Annotated in this window: 20 protein-coding genes and 1 other annotated feature; all 20 genes read right to left on the bottom strand. The window is 43.2% G+C overall.

The window, feature by feature from the left end:
• Position 1: 1 nt before the first annotated feature.
• The 20 genes from LCY76_RS14760 to LCY76_RS14855 all read right to left on the bottom strand — a co-directional run bounded on the left by LCY76_RS14760 (position 2) and on the right by LCY76_RS14855 (position 18,075).
• A complete protein-coding gene (locus LCY76_RS14760; RefSeq protein WP_248253250.1) occupies positions 2-925 on the bottom strand; it encodes a PLP-dependent cysteine synthase family protein in 924 nt (307 codons plus the stop codon).
• A gap of 14 nt (positions 926-939) precedes the next feature.
• Positions 940-1,407 (bottom strand): S-ribosylhomocysteine lyase, encoded by a 468-nt coding sequence (locus tag LCY76_RS14765; RefSeq protein WP_248253251.1) that lies wholly within the window; start codon positions 1,405-1,407, stop codon positions 940-942.
• Complete coding sequence (gene mtnN / locus LCY76_RS14770) at positions 1,400-2,104, bottom strand: 5'-methylthioadenosine/S-adenosylhomocysteine nucleosidase (protein WP_248253252.1); 705 nt, start codon at positions 2,102-2,104, stop codon at positions 1,400-1,402. Before mtnN ends, LCY76_RS14765 begins: the two co-directional genes overlap by 8 nt.
• A 23-nt stretch (positions 2,105-2,127) precedes the next feature.
• Complete coding sequence (locus LCY76_RS14775; protein ID WP_248253253.1) at positions 2,128-2,775, bottom strand: class I SAM-dependent DNA methyltransferase; 648 nt, start codon at positions 2,773-2,775, stop codon at positions 2,128-2,130.
• A gap of 178 nt (positions 2,776-2,953) precedes the next feature.
• Positions 2,954-3,589 carry a YrrS family protein gene (locus LCY76_RS14780; RefSeq protein WP_248253254.1) on the bottom strand — a complete coding sequence of 212 codons (636 nt, stop codon included), beginning with the start codon at positions 3,587-3,589 and terminating at the stop codon, positions 2,954-2,956.
• A gap of 90 nt (positions 3,590-3,679) precedes the next feature.
• A complete protein-coding gene (locus LCY76_RS14785) occupies positions 3,680-5,413 on the bottom strand; it encodes a peptidoglycan D,D-transpeptidase FtsI family protein (RefSeq protein WP_248253255.1) in 1,734 nt (577 codons plus the stop codon).
• 97 nt (positions 5,414-5,510) lie between these two features.
• On the bottom strand, positions 5,511-5,987 hold the full coding sequence (gene greA, locus LCY76_RS14790) for a transcription elongation factor GreA (protein ID WP_053357747.1): 477 nt from the start codon (positions 5,985-5,987) through the stop codon (positions 5,511-5,513).
• 166 nt (positions 5,988-6,153) lie between these two features.
• Positions 6,154-6,795, bottom strand: coding sequence for a uridine kinase (gene udk / locus LCY76_RS14795; protein ID WP_091004282.1), 642 nt, complete (start codon positions 6,793-6,795; stop codon positions 6,154-6,156).
• Positions 6,796-6,817: 22 nt separating this feature from the next.
• Entirely contained in the window at positions 6,818-7,474 is a 657-nt protein-coding gene (locus tag LCY76_RS14800) for an O-methyltransferase (protein WP_248253256.1), read from the bottom strand.
• Positions 7,475-7,537: 63 nt separating this feature from the next.
• The gene (gene mltG / locus LCY76_RS14805; protein ID WP_248253257.1) at positions 7,538-8,665 is read right to left on the bottom strand and encodes an endolytic transglycosylase MltG; all 1,128 of its coding nucleotides are present in this window, start codon (positions 8,663-8,665) and stop codon (positions 7,538-7,540) included.
• A 250-nt stretch (positions 8,666-8,915) separates the two neighbouring features.
• Positions 8,916-9,215, bottom strand: coding sequence for a DUF1292 domain-containing protein (locus tag LCY76_RS14810; protein WP_053357743.1), 300 nt, complete (start codon positions 9,213-9,215; stop codon positions 8,916-8,918).
• A 10-nt stretch (positions 9,216-9,225) separates the two neighbouring features.
• Positions 9,226-9,654, bottom strand: coding sequence for a Holliday junction resolvase RuvX (gene ruvX, locus LCY76_RS14815; protein ID WP_091004271.1), 429 nt, complete (start codon positions 9,652-9,654; stop codon positions 9,226-9,228).
• Complete coding sequence (locus LCY76_RS14820; RefSeq protein WP_053357741.1) at positions 9,654-9,926, bottom strand: IreB family regulatory phosphoprotein; 273 nt, start codon at positions 9,924-9,926, stop codon at positions 9,654-9,656. Before LCY76_RS14820 ends, ruvX begins: the two co-directional genes overlap by 1 nt.
• 83 nt (positions 9,927-10,009) lie before the next feature.
• Positions 10,010-12,646, bottom strand: coding sequence for an alanine--tRNA ligase (gene alaS, locus LCY76_RS14825; RefSeq protein WP_248253258.1), 2,637 nt, complete (start codon positions 12,644-12,646; stop codon positions 10,010-10,012).
• Positions 12,647-12,711: 65 nt separating this feature from the next.
• Positions 12,712-12,931: a binding site (T-box leader), on the bottom strand.
• A gap of 26 nt (positions 12,932-12,957) precedes the next feature.
• Complete coding sequence (locus LCY76_RS14830) at positions 12,958-14,022, bottom strand: AI-2E family transporter (protein ID WP_248253259.1); 1,065 nt, start codon at positions 14,020-14,022, stop codon at positions 12,958-12,960.
• 105 nt (positions 14,023-14,127) lie between these two features.
• The gene (locus tag LCY76_RS14835) at positions 14,128-14,292 is read right to left on the bottom strand and encodes a hypothetical protein (protein ID WP_248253260.1); all 165 of its coding nucleotides are present in this window, start codon (positions 14,290-14,292) and stop codon (positions 14,128-14,130) included.
• Positions 14,293-14,327: 35 nt separating this feature from the next.
• On the bottom strand, positions 14,328-14,525 hold the full coding sequence (locus tag LCY76_RS14840) for a hypothetical protein (RefSeq protein WP_053357738.1): 198 nt from the start codon (positions 14,523-14,525) through the stop codon (positions 14,328-14,330).
• 24 nt (positions 14,526-14,549) lie between these two features.
• A complete protein-coding gene (locus LCY76_RS14845) occupies positions 14,550-15,059 on the bottom strand; it encodes a PRC-barrel domain-containing protein (RefSeq protein WP_336606261.1) in 510 nt (169 codons plus the stop codon).
• A gap of 10 nt (positions 15,060-15,069) precedes the next feature.
• Entirely contained in the window at positions 15,070-17,370 is a 2,301-nt protein-coding gene (gene recD2, locus LCY76_RS14850) for an SF1B family DNA helicase RecD2 (RefSeq protein WP_248253262.1), read from the bottom strand.
• A gap of 57 nt (positions 17,371-17,427) precedes the next feature.
• A complete protein-coding gene (locus tag LCY76_RS14855) occupies positions 17,428-18,075 on the bottom strand; it encodes a tetratricopeptide repeat protein (protein WP_272885623.1) in 648 nt (215 codons plus the stop codon).
• Positions 18,076-18,082: the final 7 nt, after the last annotated feature.

Genomic DNA, 18,082 nt, shown 5'->3' on the forward strand with positions numbered 1-18,082 from the left:
GTTAAATGCCTCCTTCGTATATCTTTTTGCTTAAATATCGGTCACTTCCATCGGGGAAGATTGTGACGATTGACGAACCTGCAGGAGCTGTTTCTGCTTCCAGCAATGCAGCATGAAGAGCAGCACCTGAAGAACTGGCAGCAAGAATGCCTTCTTTTTGTGCCAATTCTTTCACCCTGTTAAATGCGTCAACATCGCTAACTGTATGGATCGCTTGAAAATAAGAAGAATCCATGTAGCCTGGCAGGAATTCCATACCGATTCCTTCTGTTTTATGAGGTCCTGACTGGCCGCCGTTCAAAATCGACCCTTCTGGCTCTACAATAACCGTTTTAATTTCCGGTTTCTTTTCTTTTAGGAACTGTGCGGTACCCATGAATGTACCGCCTGTGCCGGCTCCTGCAACAAAGATGTCAACCTCGCCGTTTAAGTCCTGCCAAATTTCTGGTCCAAGCGTTTTATAGTACGTAGCAGGATTGGCCGGATTGGAAAACTGAGCTGGAGTAAAGGAGTTAGGAATCTCAGTAAGAAGCTGTTCAGTCTTCTTTATCGCTCCCTTTATCCCTTCCTCTGTTGGCGTATTAATAATGGTTGCGCCTAGAGCTCTCATGATGTCCTGCTTTTCCATACTGAACTTTTCAGGGATAACAAACGTAACGTTAATACCTCTGTTAATAGCTGCCAATGCCAGACCAATTCCTGTATTGCCGGCTGTCGGTTCAATGATGGTACCGCCCTCCACCAGTTTTCCTGTACGGAACGCCTCATCCAGTAATTCTTTCCCCAGCCGGTCTTTCACGCTTCCTCCAGGATTGAAATATTCAAGTTTGGCAAACAGCCGCACCCCTTTTGGCAACGGAAACTGAGTCAGTTGGACCATCGGTGTATTACCGATTAACTCATGTATGTTTTTATAAACCGTCATCACACAAACTCCTCTTATTCAGCAAACACCTTGTTCCACTCATCTTTTTTCGCTAACATTTTTTCTGCAATCTCTTTTGCGCCTTCCAAGCTGTGATTGGCCGCCCATCCGCATTGAACTTCGTTGCAGGCAGGCACTTCCTCCGCTTTTAGCACATCATGCAATGTTTTTTCTAGGACCTCAAGGATTTCATCATAGTTGTCATGGTTAATGACTGAAAGATAGAATCCGGTTTGGCAGCCCATTGGGCTGATATCCACCACTGAATCATGATGGTTACGGATATTTTCTGCCATTAAATGTTCGATTGAATGAAGCCCCGCCATATCCATATGATCTTTGTTCGGCTGGCTAAAGCGAATATCATATTTATGGATAACATCTCCATTTTTACCTTGGGTTGTACCAGCAAGACGTACATAAGGTGCTGCAACTTTAGTATGATCAAGGTTGAAGCTTTCTACATTCATTTTTTTAACCATTTTGTTTCAACTCCTCTATCATTAATAAAATCAATTCTGCCGAGTGCTTGGAGGCAGTATCTAAAAATTGGTCATAAGATACGCGGGCATCTTTACCGGCTATATCTGAAAGAGATCGGATAATGACAAAAGGCACCTTGAACTGATAGGCAACCTGAGCAATTGCCGCGGCTTCCATTTCTGCTGCATACAAGCCCGCAAGCTTTGTCCGGATAAATTCCACTCGTTCATGATCGCTCATGAACGAGTCACCTGAAGCGATCAGACCTTTAGCTACTTGTATTCCGCTTACCTTCTCCGCACTTTTTAAAGCGATGGAAACAAGGTCGGCATCCGGTACATAGTAGGCCGGCATCTGTGGAACCTGCCCATATTCATAGCCAAAGATGGTTGCATCCACATCATGATGGCGAACTTCCGTTGAGATGACGACATCTCCAACATTCAGGTCTTTGTGAAACCCTCCGGCTGATCCTGTATTGATAAGGCAGTCTGGTTGAAACATCTCAATCATCAACGTTGTTCCAATAGCGGCATTTACTTTACCAATACCCGATTTCAGGAGAATGATATCAAGTCCATCAATCTTCCCAGTATAAAATTCACAGCCGGCGAGAATTTTGTCCTGCCTTTGTGATAGTTTATCCCGAAGAATGATGACCTCTTCTTCCATAGCACCGATTATTCCAATTTTCATAGCGACAACTCCAATATATCCTGTTAAATTTTTTTCGTTTTAACAGCTTCCATCAGCCAGACGTAGGTATTTAATTTTTCAAAAGAAACTTCAAAACCATATTTTTGAAAAATTTCTTTCAGCACTTCAAGCGTCGTATAATATTCCGTCTGAAGATCCTGCAGCAGGTTTAAATAACCTTGATCTTTTACGATGCGGTACCTTTCCTGCCGGTCCGCCTCATTAATGAAAGCTGTATCCGCAAATACAATTTTACCATTTTCCTTTAAAATCTGGCTATATAATTGGATAGCAGAGTCTTTTTCTTTATCTGTAAGGTGATGGAAAGCATAGGTGCTTACGATAGCATCAATCTCTCCAGGAAGTTCTGGAAATGCCAAAAAGTCTCCATCAAAAAGCTGCAGATCTGCAAAACGGGCTTTTGTCTTTTCCCGCATGCCTTTAGAAGGTTCAATACCATAAACCGTTCTCCCGGCATCCAGCAGTTTTTCGGTCAGGTTTCCAGTACCCACTCCAAATTCTGCGACAGTTCCTGTCGTCCTTGAGGCAACCGCTTCAAGAATTTCTCCATATCGATCAAATACTTCCTTATATTCTTCATCTTGGCCTGAGACTGATTGATCGTATGATTCTGCCCACTCATCAAATAACGAAATAAATTCTCTGCCCATTTTACCCACTCCGTCTATTTAAAATATATAATTCCTATCACTATACTATGAATTAAAACTTTACAGGTTCCAAGATATCACAGAAATCAGGAATAATCAATCAAACGGCACTCACATTTTGGGGCCTAAATTAACGAAAAAGACGTCTGAACAAATGTTCAGACGTCTTATGCTTTTATTAATTTTTTGTAACGCTTGTAGGTTTCCAGCCTTTGCCGTCTTCCCATTGAAGCTGAACTTCATAGCGGCTTCCATCTTCCTTTGAAAGGACACGTCCTACCGATTTGTCCGGTGCCCCTCCATTACCCAGCCACAATAATGTCATTTGATCTTCGGGTATTCCTGTTGCATAGGATAAAGCCTTTGTTTGTTCGTTCCAGTCCGGAGTTCCTTTATCGTACGATTTGGTGTGTGTGCCTGATTGTGAAGTTCCCACAGGATCCCATGGACCATCTGGGCCTCCCCCTTCAGGTTTATCGGTCTCTTTTTTAGCTGCATCATCTTTATTTTTATCTTCGCTGTCATCTTTCTGCGAAGAAGAATTCTGATCCGTACCAGAGGAATCTTTATTCTTATTTTCATCTACGACGATCGAGTCGTCTTTCTTTTTTGTATCGGTTTTAGAGGAAGAGGAATGGTTTTTCTTATCCTGATTACCGTGAGCAGGAGAAGAAGACGTCGGGCTGCTGCCTCCGTTCATGAATATGTTAGCTCCGACAATTATAATCAAAAGGATAACTACTCCGATTGCAATGTTTAATGTTCGATTTTGTTTTCGCTTTTCAAAGCGAGAACGGTATTGTTTTCTGCTCATACAAACCTCCTAAAAAAGTTTTGCTATATCAATTTTACCACGATAAACGAATTCGACAAGTTTGAGATTTTGAGTATGTAGCAGAACTTATTATTTTTCTTTATCGTTATTGTAAATCTTTTTCACAATATCGGCATAAGCCGAAATAACAGTTGTACGTGCACCTGTATAATCTAAATCAATAACAACGAGCGCATATTTTGGATGGTCGGCAGGAAAATAACCGGCAAACCATTTATTTGAAGTATTAGCTTTCCCTTTCTCTGCCGTTCCGGACTTGCCCGCCACTGCATATGGCAGACCCTGTAACGCCCTCCCTGTTCCTTTTGGATCGGTTACAACGCCGCGTAGAAGCATCTGAAGCTTTTGCGCAGTATAAGGCTGTATTTCTGCTTTTTTCTTATGGTCTTGAAAAGTAAGCAAGGTATTCCCGTTTTTATACAGGATTTTTGTCGCACCTTTCACTTCCTCCACTTTTCCTCCACGAGCGATGCCAGCTATCATGTTTGCAATGGATAAAGGTGTAACCTGGACATCTTTTTGGCCGATCGCCGTTTGAGAGATGGCTAATGGCTGATTTTTGTCGTAGCGGTCAGCCCAGATCGTTGCATGCTCTTCTTCCGGAAACTGTTTGAAGTCTTGATAATGATAAACTTGCCCGTTCCAGCCTGATCTGCCGGTCAAGCCAAGCTTCTTTGCATAGTCATCCAGCATGCTATGATCTTTTTTCATCATATCATTAGCCAGCAGGCCGAATGTCCGATTGCAGCTTTGTGAGAAACTGCTGTTAAAGTCCAAATTTCCTAGTGGATGCTTGGCCTTCTTCCCATCAATCCCGAGGTCACAGTCAAACGTCCTCTCTTTTTGAAGATCTTTATGCTCAATGGCAGCGGCCGCCGTCACGATTTTAAAAACAGAACCCGGAGCATGCCGAGTCAGCATCTGGTTTTTGCTTAAGCCTGTTTTGTATGGCCGGCTTACCATACCTAGCAGTTCATTGCTCGAAACGTCCAGCAGTACAGCTCCGCCATTTTTTATACCGCTTACGTCAACAGCACGCTCAAGAATGGCCTGCAGCTTGCTGTCTACCGTGGTTTTCACACTAACCGGATAAAAGGGATTGGATGGAGCAAGGTATTTAACGTTCAGACCGAAAAGGGGAGACCCTGACCGGTCAACGTGATAGATCAGCTTCGTCTCTCCTTCAGAGATCAAAAACGGATCAAACGCCTGCTGAAATCCCGTTTTTCCAATTTTTGTATTAACACTGATCATCCCTTTATCAAGTTTATCTTTATAATTTTTCTTGATCACTTCCGGGGCTTGTCCCGTTACGCCGAGCAAGGAACTGGCAAACTCCGAGTGCTTATTTCTTGCAATATAATGAGCATAAACTCCTGGAAGCTTTAATTTATTGATTCTTTCCATTGTCTCGGTCGTTATATCATCTTTCTCATCAGCGATAACGAAGGGTTCTTCGTGCCCTTCAATCGCTCTCCGAATTACAGAAGGACTTTTTCCCAGCACATCCGCCACTTTATCGATAACCTTCGCTTCACCCTGCAAAAAAGGGAATAAAATAACAGCTGGCTTTAATTCCGCGGAGATCATCTCGCCATTTCGGTCAAGCAGAAGCCCTCTTCCTTCATTGATTGTAAAGGAATGTGTCCGTTGTCTTACACTCTCGTCAATGAGATTGACCTTATGTTTTGAAAAGGATTCTGTAGATACTAGCTGTATCTGAATCAGGCGCCCGGCAAGGAGAAACAAACCCAAAAGAAATAGCGAGCCGGAAATCACTATGCGTTTATGAATGATTTTCATAAAGACCACCTCATTTTCATTGTGGTCTCTCCCGGCTTTAAATAAACTTGCTGCCTGCCTAAAACAAAAAACAGCGTCCTCTAAGACGCTGTTTTCTTTATTTTACTTCTAAAATTCGTACACTTATTTCTCCGCCTGGAGTTTGTACTGAAACCTGCTCTCCGACTTTCTTGCCTAAAAGGCTTTTTGCCATCGGAGAATCATTTGAGATTTTTCCTTCAAACGGATCGGCCTCCGCGCTTCCGACAATCATGTAAGTTTCTTCGTCACCATCTGGAAGCTCAAGAAACTTTACAGATTTTCCGATGGATACGCTGTCTCCTGCCGCTTTATTTTCTTCAATGATCACGGCATCGCGTACCATTTTCTCCAATTGAACGATTCTGGCTTCAACAAAAGCCTGTTCGTCTTTTGCAGCATCATACTCCGAGTTTTCGGAAAGATCACCGAAGCTGCGAGCGATTTTTATACGTTCTACTACTTCTTTTCTTTTTTCAGTCTTTAAATGTTCTAATTCGTTCTCTAATTTTTGCTTGCCTTCAAGCGTCATATAATGTTTTTTCTCTTCTGACATTCTCAATTCACTCCTTCAATTAATCAGTACCCTTGATAACTATATATGTCGTCAAACAGATCTGATATGTATATCGGTTTTCTTACACCTTACTAAAAAATAAAGCGCTTGCCAAATTTAATGGTGGCAATAAACCGAACCATGCGGAAAAAATGAGGACTCAGCCTCATTTTTTTAGGATTGCTTTTTCTTCAAGGATAGTTTGAATTTTGGTGACCATCAAATCGATCGCTACCCGGTTTTGTCCGCCTTCCGGGATAATGATATCCGCATACCGTTTTGTAGGTTCAATGAACTGGTTATGCATCGGACGGACTACTGATGTATACTGATCGATCACTGATTCGAGCGTGCGTCCTCTGTCACGGGTGTCCCTGACCATACGCCGGATAATCCGGACATCGGCATCCGTGTCGACAAATAGTTTGATATCCATTAGGTCCCTTAGACGCTCATCTTCCAAAATTAAAATACCTTCAAGAATGATTACATCTTTCGGTTCAACTGGGATAATTTTATCACTTCTTGTATGTGCTGTATAGTCATAAACCGGCTTTTCTATGGATTTATATTCCAAAAGTTCGTTTATTTGACGAATAAGCAATTCATTGTCAAAAGCCAGAGGATGATCATAATTTGTTTTGAGACGCTCGTCCATCGTTTTGTCGGATTGATCTCTGTAATATGAATCCTGCTCTATAATCAGAATCGACTGATCGGCAAACTGGCGGTAGATTTCCTTGGCAACTGTAGTTTTTCCAGAGCCTGAACCCCCTGCTACCCCTATGACAATCGGTTTTTGTACCATGATCTTTCTCCTTCCAATCTCTCTAACGCTGCTCTTTATCCTTTTTCATGCTGATGGCTAAGCCGTCGCCGACAGGCAGAATGGCAGTTGTATACTCTTCGTGGTTCATGAGAAACTCATTGTAAGAACGAATCTTTCTGACTAAGGATGCCAGCCGTCGCGTTTCAACCTCGCTGTCATCGGCAACATAGCCTTTAAATAGAATATTATCTGAGATCATGATGCCCTTCGGCCGAAGCTGTCTTCCATAGTTCTCAAAAAAACGCTGGTATTGCCCTTTTGCGGCATCTATAAATACAACATCGAAGGGTGCATGTTTTTCTGCCTCTGCTGCTAATTCATTGGCGTCACCCTGCAATACAGTTATTCTGTCCGTAAATCCTAATTCCTTAATATTGGCCACAGCCAGCTCGTATCGTTCTGGATCTTTCTCAATGGTAACGATCGAAGCATCTGGTACAGCTTCTGCCATACGAATCGCAGAATACCCTATGGCTGTTCCTACCTCCAGGATTTTTTTCGGCTGGATAATTCGGAGGTGCTGAAGCAAGGCTTCAATGCCGACGAGCTCCATGATCGGAACACTATGCTCTTTTGCATACTCCTCAATTTCCATTATTCTCGGATCCCGATCAGGAATTAATTCTTCGATATAGTCCTGTACTTCTTTTGTGATCAAGGCGATGCCTCCTTACTTAACCCGGAACATTATATCATAAAAGCATAATGTTATGTTTTCTTTTTAGCTTTTCCTTGCGTGCGCCTGCCATTCATCCCGGTATTTTTGAACGACTTTTGTATGTTCCTTGTATGTTTTTGTATAAATCACTTGACCGTTTGGGCGGGCATAGAAAAAGTAATATCCCGACGGTTCTGGCTTCAGTGCAGCCTTAATCGATTCTTCACCTGGAGATGCCACCGGGCCAATGGGCAGCCCTGGATATTTATACGTATTATAAGGTGAGTCAAACTTTAGTTCTTTGTAGAGAACTTGTACTTTAAAGTTCTTACGTGCATATTTAACGGTTGGATCGGAATCAAGCGTCATTTTCTTTTTTAACCGGTTGTAAAAAACGCCTGATATTTTAGGACGATCTTCTGGCCTTTGAGCTTCCTCTTCAATCATTGATGCTAAAGTCAGAACTTCATAAGGCTTTTTCTTGCTTTTTTTAATTTCAGCCTGGTAGTTATCTATGACCCTTTGCGTTTTTTCCACCATTTTCTTTATAACCGCTTTTACATCAGGTTTTTTCTCATCAAACTCATATTTCGCAGGGAACAAATACCCTTCAAGCGGATAATAGACCTTTTTGTCATAAACTTTATTATCAATAATAGGAAACTGCGCCTGCAGCTCTTTCACAAATGTTCTGTCGTTCATAATCTTCATTACTTGTTCTTTGCTTTGGCCGGTGTTTTTCGCCAATACTTCGGCTACTTGCGGAATGATAAACCCTTCAGGTATGGTGAAGGAGGTTTCAGGATGGCGAAATACTTTACCGTTCTTTAAAGCGGCGATCAGCTGATCGACATTCATTGAAGGTTTAAGGTCATAGACGCCAGCCTGCAAATTTCCAGACTCTTTAGATTTGGCATACACCTGAAAGACCATGCTGCTGGTGATCAGCCCTTTGTCTTCTAAAATTTTTCCGATAGTGGAAACTGAAGAACCAATCGGTATATCTACCGTAATCTTTTTATTGTTATGTGGGTTTACAGGTCCAAGCGCATCTTTTATGTATGTATATCCATATACAGCAGCTGCGGCAATGATCACAAAGATCAGAAATAGAACGACTGCTGTATTTCTTTTTCGGTTTTTCCGGCCGGAATCAAGAGGGCCTCCGGAAACCGTATTTAATATTAACACCCTTTTCTCTCCCTTCATCTGCTTAATTATACTGATAAGTAAAAATCATGTCTAGCTTCCATAATTAAGAAAAGCGCAAGCGTCTCTGTTAAAGTCCGATATAGAATAAGTTCATCATTAATCGATGCCGGACTTATGCCCTGCGGATACTAGCGCTGCAGCCAGACACAACTCCCAGATAAAGGAATTTGAAGTATGCTCCAATGTCATAAAAAAAAGCAGCTAAAGTTAGACTTTAGCTGCCAATCGATTATTCTTCTTCATCTTGAAAAGCGTTTAGTGTTTCTTCGATCATTTGCCACTCTTCATCTGTTTCAAGAGGGAAAAGCTCGATATCGTCTTCCCCTTCACCCTTGTCTACAAAACGGAAAGGAAAAACTTCCTGCTCTTCGCTCTCCTCATCTTCTTGATCGTCACCAGCTGGTACGAGCAGAATGTAAGAATGGCCTGTCGGAGTGGTGCTTCCGTCAATCGTCATTAGTACTTCAAACAGGTTCTCTTCTCCATCTTCTCCTGGAATGATAATGTGCTCTTTTTCTTCATTTGCCATTTGAATCACCTCAATTTTTTAATTGGCGGCTGTCTAAATAACCTTGCAGAATCAAAACCGCTGCCATCTTATCAATCACTTGTTTCCTTTTTTTGCGGCTGACATCTGCTGAAATCAGCATTTTTTCGGCAGCCATCGTCGTTAACCGCTCGTCCCATAACACGACGGGAAGTTCAAACCGCTTTTCAGCCTCTCGGGCAAATTCCTGGCATGCTTCACCGCTCGGACCAATGGATCCGTTCATGTTTTTGGGTAAGCCTACTACAATTTCTTCAACTTCGTACTGTTTGACCCACTCGCCAATACGTTCAAAGACTTCGTCGGGCTGATGCGGTTTTCTCCTGACCGTTTCAATTCCCTGAGCAGTCCAGCCCATGGCATCGCTGACGGCCACTCCAACCGTGTGGGAACCCACATCAAGTCCTAGAATTCTGGTCATTAGAGAGAATCCTTTTCCTTCGTATCAAGATAGGATTTAACCAGTTCTTCAATAAGTTCATCCCGTTCAATTTTACGAATCATCGTTCTGGCATCCTTATGGCGCGGAATATAGGCTGGGTCTCCTGATAACAGATACCCGACAATTTGATTTATCGGGTTATAGCCTTTTTCCTGCAGTGCTTCATAAACGGAGAATAGCACTTTTTGCACATTTGGATCCATTGAATCGTCATGAAAATTAAACTTCATTGTTTTATCCATAGAACTCACGGCCAACACCTCTTTCTCTAACTTCTCCCTTTTGACTGAATGTATTTTCCCTTTATACAGTCATTGTACCCTTAATGCTGTGATTAGCAAACAGATTTAACTGCATCAACCACCGATTCCAATGCAGATTCCAATTTTTCGGGATCTTTTCCTCCAGCTTGGGCCATGTCAGGACGGCCTCCGCCGCCTCCGCCGCAGCGTGAAGCTACCTCTTTTACAAGATTGCCGGCATGGTAGCCTTTTGAAATCAAATCTTTTGTAACACCGGCTACAATGTTTACTTTATCATTATTTACTGCTCCGAGTACTACAATTCCGCTCGAAAGTTTATTTTTTAAATCATCAACGATGGAACGCAGGCCATTCATATCTGCCGCATTTACTTTTTTAACGATCAGAGAAACACCATTGACCTCTACTTTTTCGTTGATTAAGCTTCCTGCTTCCATGTTGCCTAATTTAGAAGACAAAGCTTCCTTCTCACGCTGAAGTTCGCGAATTTGGCTTTGAAGTGTTTCGATGCGGTGCGGCACTTCTTTTGTACTGGTTTTCAGTATAGCAGCAGCGTCACGAAGAACCTGAACCTGTTCCTTCATCGCCTGGTATGCTTCCTGTCCTGTTACAGCTTCAATCCTTCTTGTTCCAGCACCGATTCCTGTCTCAGAAAGGATCTTAAACAACCCGATCTCAGATGTATTATGAACGTGGCATCCACCGCAAAGCTCAAGGCTGTAATCCCCAATCTGAACGACACGGACTACTTTTCCGTACTTTTCACCGAATAAAGCCATTGCACCCATAGCTTTTGCTTCATCGATTGGTTTCAGCATTTTATCCACTGCGATCGTCTTCCAGATTTTCTGATTGACGATTTCCTCGATGCGCTCCAGTTCCTCAGGAGAAATACTTCCGAAGTGAGAGAAGTCAAATCTAAGTCTTCCTGGCGCGACTTGAGAACCAGCCTGATTAACATGGGTTCCCAGAACATCTTTCAGCGCCTGATGCAGAAGGTGGGTAGCCGTATGATTTTTTACAATAGCAGCACGCTTCTCAGCATTTACTTGTGCCACGACTTCAATCCCTGTGCGCAAGCTTCCTTTCACTACCATTACAGTATGAAGGTTCTGACCGTTCGGCGCCTTCTGTACATCCTTCACGTACAATTCTACACCTTCTCCAATAATAGTTCCCTGATCGGCTACCTGACCGCCGCTTTCAGCGTAGAATGGAGTGAGATCCAAGATGACCTGCCCCTCTTCTCCTTCGCCTAGCAGGTCTACCCGCTCACCGTTTTGAAGAGTCTCCAGCACTTTTGAAGTACTTCTTTCTTCATCATAACCGACAAATTCACTGTTGGTTTTGATATCGCTGAGTACGCCTCCCTGCACTTGCATGGAATCTACATCCTGGCGCGCTGAACGAGCACGTTCACGCTGTGCTTCCATCTCTTTTTCAAAACCGGCACGGTCGACTTCCATATTGTGTTCAGCAGCGTACTCTTCAGTCAGTTCAAAAGGAAAACCGAATGTATCATAGAGTTTAAACGCATCCTTTCCTGCAATCGTGCTGCTGCCTGATGCTTTTTCTTTTTGGATGACATCCTCAAGAATCGCCAATCCTTCATTGATGGTTTCATGGAAACGTTCCTCTTCGTTCTTGATGACGCGCTGAATAAAAGGAACTTTCTCTTTCACTTCAGGATAAAAGTCAACCATTATGTCAGCAACAGTCGGTACAAGTTCAAACATGAACGGACGATCTAAGCCTATTTGTTTAGCGAAACGTGTCGCTCTTCTGATCAGGCGGCGAAGAATATATCCGCGTCCTTCATTTGAAGGCAGTGCATTGTCTGAAACCGCAAAAGCGACCGTTCGAATATGGTCAGCAATTACCTTAAACGCCGTATCCGTTTCCTTGCTTACTCCATACTTGCTGCCTGAAAGCTGTTCAGTCATCCGAATCACAGGGATGAAGAGATCTGTGTCATAGTTGGTCGGAACGTTCTGGATGACGGAAACCATGCGCTCAAGGCCCATTCCTGTATCAATATTCTTCTTCGGAAGTGGAGTATACGTTCCATCAGGATTATGGTTGAACTCAGAAAAAACAAGGTTCCATACTTCAAGATAACGGTCATTTTCTCCACCCGGGTAAAGTTCCGGATCTTCTGGGTCTTTACCGTACGTTTCTCCTCGGTCATAGAAGATCTCTGTGTTTGGCCCACTCGGCCCTTCACCGATATCCCAGAAATTTCCTTCCAGACGGATGATTCGTTCTGCAGGCACCCCTACTGTCTTGTTCCAGATATCGAATGCTTCATCATCTTCCGGATGAATGGTTACAGAAAGCATTTCAGGATCAAATCCAATCCATTTTGGATCCGTTAGAAACTCCCAAGCCCAAATGATGGCTTCTTCTTTAAAATAGTCCCCGATAGAAAAGTTCCCAAGCATCTCAAAGAATGTGTGGTGTCTTGCTGTGATACCTACATTTTCAATATCATTGGTACGGATTGATTTCTGCGCATTCACGATTCTTGGATTTTCAGGGATGACCCTGCCGTCAAAGTATTTTTTCAGCGTTGCTACTCCACTATTAATCCATAGCAAAGACGGATCTTCGTGGGGGACGAGTGATGCACTTGGCTCGACACTGTGGCCCTTCTCCTGGAAAAAATCCAGAAACATTTGTCTTACTTGAGCAGATGTTAAAGTTTTCATCTTCCCAATCTCCTTTCTGGTATAAAAACGACGGGCAAATAAAAAAACTCCCGTTCCTGATCTGCATCAGGGACGAGAGTTGTTATTCACGCGGTACCACCCTGGTTATGAACCCGCTTTCAATGGGGATCATCACCTTAAATAAACGTTAACGGGGTTTAACCGGCAGGTATTAATTGCACTCGGGAGTAGCTTTCCGTTCCTCTTACTTTTAGAAACCTTCCAGCCTTGGGTTTCCTCTCTATAAAAGGGTAGAAACGTACTTATCTCCATCATCGTTTTGCTTTATCTTGCAGTAAGTATAATTCCTTCTATGGCATTTTGTCAATCTTTGCCGTAAGTCTGTGATCACGGATGTGAACAACGATCACTTTAAGTATAGAAAACACAGGAACAGCTAGAATCAAGCCCAAAATCCCCCCAATTTCTCCGCCTGCAAGGAGAGCGAGGATAATCAGAGCTGGATGGATATGAAGGCTTTTGCCAACGATTAGAGGCCCTAAAATATTTCCTTCTATAAACTGAAGCACAAGCATAATCCCTGCAACAATCAGCACCATTTTTACAGAGATTGTGAATGCGATGAATATAACCGGCACAGCACCAAGAATAGGTCCAAAATAAGGGATAACATCGGTTATGGCTATAATAATCCCAAGAATAATCGGATAAGGCATACCTGCCAGCCAGAGAGCGAGCACAGCAGCTGCACCGAGAAGACTGCCGACAAACAGCTGCCCGCGTATATAGCCGCCAAGAGACCGGTCAATATCTTTCAATAAGTGAATGCCTTCTTTCCGCCATTTTCTCGGGGTTATATACCAGCATGCTCGTTTAATTACATCAATATCCTTTAAAAAATAAAAAACAAGGAACGGGATGATAATCAATACAAAAAAATAATCGACAATTTTTTTTATGGATCCGATCACATTAGCCGCACTTTTTTCCAAGTAATGTTCAGCCGATTGGATATAATCTTCAATGCGGAGATGAATGGAACGAGGCAGCCGGGAGGTATGGTGATCCACTTCCAGCAGCCAGTTACGGTACGTTTTTGATATGGCAGGTATATTTGAGACGAGTTCCCGTATCTGAAGCACCATGTATGGGATGCCTTTGTATACTCCGTAGCCGATACCGCCAAAAAACAAAACGTAGATAAACAGAATCGCCAGTGTCCGCGGAACGCCCCAATGATGCAGCTTTTCTACGAGTGGATGAAGCAAGTAGGTGATGAACACCGCAATAAAAAAAGGGATAAACACCGCTTTGACCGTTGTCAGCACAGGTGTCCAGAAAGGGGCAAGCTTAAGCAGCAGCCAGCCGCACAGAAACAAAAGTACCAACAGAGACAGGCGGATGATCCACTTCATATACTTTTCTCGATGTATGGTAAACACCTCCATCTATATTGTTGCCACAACCTCTCATTTCATGAAAAAAAGTCCATGCTTTTTTTAGCATGGACTTTCATTTCTTTAATAAATGGCTTTTGCCAGTCTCTTACGTATTTTTCTTACTCTTTTAGAAGATAACAGGTCGTCCATCCTCATAAAATTCATCCCGTTTTTTCCGGATGATTTCATTCCTTTAAAAGCTGCCCAGATGCCTAGGGCAAGTAAAGGTTTTAAATAGCTGTTCATGTTGTCACCCACCCATTCATTAAGATCACTTAACGTTATTGTGCATCGGCATTAAAGGATAAATCTTGATCTTCAAAAAGATCATCAAGCGAGGTCAGACTGCCGTCTTCTTCCACCTGGTGAAGGGACAGCATGCCGTTTACAATGGACAGTTCGATAAAACAATTCCAGCAATAATACTGATTGACACCGATCTTGCCGATATCCTTGCAGCTGCAGTTCGGGCATTTCAAATTGAGGGCCCTCCTTTATAGCACTTATCGTACAAAAAGCGACTGCTTCCCAATGGTTAACGGCTCGTGGGAATAGATGAGAGATCTTCCATCCGTCCAATCGGAAAACAAACCTTTTGTCACTTCAATTGCTACAATCCTGCCCCAATCATCAGAAAAATATACATCCTCTACTACGGCATCCGTTTCTCCGTCTTTTGAAAGCAGAGCCTGCTTTAAAATACAGCGAGGATGTTTTACCATCGTAAAAGTCCCCTTAGCTTGGAAGGGTATCTTGTACGGCCCGCAGCTGCACAGCAATACAGAATCCTGGCCAGCCATTGAAACAGAAGCGTAGGGCACATACTTCTTTCGAAAGGAAAAGGAAAGCTTTTTTTCACAAATTATGAAACCAAGCACGTTTCCTTTAGAATCTGCCACCACATCTTCTACTCGCCCGATGATTTTTTGGCTATCGGCATGCATTGCTCTTCGTCCTTTTAAAAAAGAAAATGTTCGCAAAGTAACCCCCACCCTTCCGAACATTCTTATCATTCCACGACTTCTAAGGGTTCATGCTTGAAACGTTTTCCATGTTAAACTGAGTCAGCCGCTCCTTCAGTCTCGAATACCTGGCAGATTCATCATTACGCTGAACAGCAAGTTCAAAGGCGGATTCTTCTCCGCACAGAATTAAAAATTCTCGGCTTCTTGTAATCCCGGTATAGATCAAGTTTCTTCGCAGCATACGGAAATAACTTTTCACCACTGGCATGATCACGATCGGAAATTCACTTCCCTGAGACTTATGGATCGAACAGCAGTAAGCATGTGTTATATGATGAAAATCTGATCGTGTATACACGACTTCCACGTCATCAAACGCAACAACGAGCTGATCTTCCTTATCCGTCGTTTCTTTTGCATAAATAATGGATACGATCTCTCCCATATCGCCATTGTACACGTTGTCTTCCGGCTGATTAACGAGCTGCAGAACCTTATCCCCGACCCTGAAAGCCACCTGCTGAATATTCAACTCGCGTTTTTGCGGTCCTGAAGGATTAAAGAGTTCCTGCAGCGTCTGATTCAGAATATCGATACCTGCATTGCCCTTGTACATGGGAGCCAGGACTTGAATATCCCTGGGCGTATACCCTTTTTGCCTCGCGTTTTGGCACACCTGTTTCACTACTTCCAGAACTTGCTGCGGCTGGCAGGAAAAGAAGCTTCGGTCCGCTTTTCTTTTTCTCAGATCATTCGGAAGTACGCCGTTCTTCATGTTATGAGCCAATTCAATGATGGAAGAGCCTTCTGCCTGCCTGTAAATATCTTTAAGTTCAACCGTGGGAATCACGTTCGATGCAATCAGGTCCCGCAGCACTTGGCCAGGACCAACAGAAGGCAGCTGATCTTCGTCCCCGACAATAATGATTTGAATATTGCCTGGGACTGCTTTAAACAGGGCATGTGCAAGCCAAATGTCAACCATTGACATCTCATCTACTATGAGGAGTTTTCCTTCCAGCGGGTTCTCATCACTATGTTCAAAGCCCGCTCCACCTTTCCACCCTAACAGACGATGGATCGTAAATGCTGGAATACCCGTGGATTCTGACATCCGTTTTGCGGCCCTGCCGGTTGGAGCAACAAGCAGCACAGGGAACGGTTCATCCTTCTTATAGGATGAAGGGTCCAATGAAACACCGTGCAGTTCTGCATATACCTCGACAATTCCTTTAATAACAGTAGTCTTACCCGTACCTGGGCCGCCTGTAAGCACCATGATCGGTGAATAAACAGCCGTCTCGATCGCCTGCTTTTGTGATGGCGCATACTCGATTCCCAGTCTTTCTTCCAGTTCACCCAGTGCTTTTAGGAATTCGGAATGAGGAAAAGCTTCCTTATACTCCTCCTGGCTGGCAATGCCTGTTACCGATTCTGCAAGTCCTTTTTCAGAAAAATACAGGGAGGGCAGATAGAGCCTGTCATCCTCCATGACGATTTTTTGATCCTCTCTTAGAGCCTCAATCTCACGGAAAATATCTGAATCGTTGATCGGAGCTTCTCCATTGGTGAGCAGTTTTTTCACTTCTTCCATCACAAGTTCAGAAGGAAGATAAACGTGGCCGGCGTCCGTTCCCCTCTCCTGAAGGATATATAGACAGCCTGCTCTGATCCGTTCCGGATGGTTGTAAGACAGCCCAATCCCTTTACCAAGCTCGTCGGCACGCTGAAAACCAATTCCTTCAATGTCATAGATGAGCTGGTATGGATTATTTTGAATGATATGAAGAGCTTCTTCCTTATACGTTTGATAAATTTTCATGGAGAGCTGAGGACCGATACCAAATGGATTCAGCGTCACCATGACCTGCTCAAGCCCTTGGTGCTCAATAAGAACGTCATACAAATTCTTTGCTTTTTCTTCATTCAGTTGCGGGATGCTATTCAACACATCCGGATTTTCCAATATCGCAGAAATGGCGTTTTCCCCCAGAAGATTGACGATCGCTTCGGCTGTTTTCTTGCCGATTCCATGGAAGAGGTCACCAGAAAGATATTGAACCATTCCTTCTTTGGTCTGCGGCATATCTTTGCGGAATTGTGTCACATGATATTGTTTTCCGTATTTCGGATGTTCTTTGAAATGGCCAAAGAAAATATAGCGTTCATCCTGATACAGCGGCGGAAGAGTACCTGTGATTATTGCCTCTTTCTCATCGTACGATTCATTCGTCTCATGCACGCGGATGCGTGCGACAGTGTACAAGTTTTCCTGATTAAAGAAAATGGTGGTAAGGAGCGTGCCTTTTAAATATTTTGCTTGTTCATCGAATAAATCGAAAGAAGACTGTTTATCCATCTTTGGTCTCCTGACTTTAAAATAATTCAGACTGCATAGCTTTTTTCTCCACAGCCATTATTGCATTTTATTTTCCACGTTCTTTTTTCCGTTTGCAGCGAGATAATGATCGGGCTGTATACTGAGCGCCTTGCTGAACGCATGATTGGCAGCGTCCAGTTCATTGAAGTAAACACAGGCCACACCAAGGTTATAAAATGCATCTGCATGACCCGGATCTTTTTCAGTTACCGTTAAAAAAACGTTTTTTGCCTGTTTTACCTGCTCAAGCTGAGCGAGACAGAGCCCATATTGAAAAAGAGACTCTATGTCGTTTTCGTTCATTTCTGATGCACGCAGAAAATGCGGCAGAGCCCTGATTTGTTCCTCTTTTTGGACAAAGCACATACCGAGCATAAAATGAACATCGCCCTCATTCACCCCTTTTTCCATCGCCTTGAGAAAGAATTCTCTTGCTTCTTCAAACCTTTCAAGCTGATAGAATGCGATGCCCGTACTATAAAGAGCAGCTCCTGCTTCCGAATCAAGCTCAAGAGCTTTTTCGAAAAAAACGAGGGCTTTCTCGTGCTCGTGGACAGCCGATAACAAATTCCCATAGTTGATATAAGGTACCGGGTTGCCCGGTTCTTTTTCAATCTGCTCTTCAAGTGCTTTTGCCGTTTCCTCTAATTTACCCTTTTTAAAATAATCCTGTTCCACTGCCATCCTCCTG

Source organism: Fictibacillus marinisediminis, from assembly GCF_023149135.1.
GTDB lineage: Bacteria > Bacillota > Bacilli > Bacillales > Fictibacillaceae > Fictibacillus_C > Fictibacillus_C marinisediminis.